Source organism: Kerstersia sp. (assembly GCF_052103615.1).
In the GTDB taxonomy this organism is placed as follows: domain Bacteria; phylum Pseudomonadota; class Gammaproteobacteria; order Burkholderiales; family Burkholderiaceae_B; genus Kerstersia.
Genome location: NZ_JBQEKA010000138.1, coordinates 3,326 through 4,055, shown reverse-complemented (window position 1 = coordinate 4,055; position 730 = coordinate 3,326). Strand labels below are relative to the sequence as shown.

Annotated in this window: 2 protein-coding genes; one reads left to right on the top strand and one right to left on the bottom strand. The window is 69.3% G+C overall.

Annotation, left to right across the window (positions count from 1 at the left end; translation table 11 throughout):
• Positions 1 to 487: helix-turn-helix transcriptional regulator (locus ACTJGZ_RS15845; protein ID WP_441663855.1), on the top strand; the 487-nt coding region annotated here is incomplete at its 5' end.
• On the opposite strand, the gene ACTJGZ_RS15840 is transcribed toward ACTJGZ_RS15845, so the two are convergent.
• Positions 484 to 730 (bottom strand): hypothetical protein (locus ACTJGZ_RS15840; protein ID WP_441663854.1); only part of this gene is annotated, 247 nt, incomplete at its 5' end. The genes ACTJGZ_RS15845 and ACTJGZ_RS15840 overlap by 4 nt on opposite strands.

Here is a 730-nt window from a genome sequence, read left to right as displayed (position 1 = left end):
CGTGCTCAACACGGCCCTGCGCCGGCTGGCTGCGAATGCTTTCGCGCAACCGGCCAGCATAGACGCAGACCAGTTGCACCAGCAGGCCGGCGAGCTGCTGCGCAGCCTGCTGGCCGGTGATACCGGCAACAGCAGCGCGCTGCGCGCGACCTATCTGCAGGCCGCACGCAGCCATATCGACAATCAATTGCACGATCACGCCCTGGATGCCGGGCATGTAGCCAGGGCCACCGGCATCACCCTGCGCCACCTGAACCGCCTGCTGGAGCCGGAAGGCCGCACCGTCTCGCAACTGATTCTGGAGCGGCGCCTGGCGCAAGCCGCCAGCCTGCTGAAGCGCCGCGACATGCAACGCTACAGCATTGCGGAAGTGGCCTGGCGCTGCGGCTTTTCCAGCCCGGCCCATTTTGCCCGCACCTTCCGCACCCGCCATGGCGTCACGCCCACACAAATGCGCGAAGCAGCGCTGGCGGGCACGCCTGCTTAATCACGGTTTCCGCACGGGCCGCTCAATTCGCCCCAGGGCAGCAGCCGCCCGCCCAGCTCTCGCGCCTGCAAGGCCACCCGCGCGCCCACTTGCTGCGGCAACTGCGCCAGGCGCGCCACCAGCACAGGGCCAGCAGGCAGAACACGCACCGTCGCAATAATGGCCAGACTGCCGTCCGGCTGCGCCAGACGGGTCCAGGCCAGCACCTCGCCCTGCCCAGCCTGGACCGCCTGCTGGCCCCCC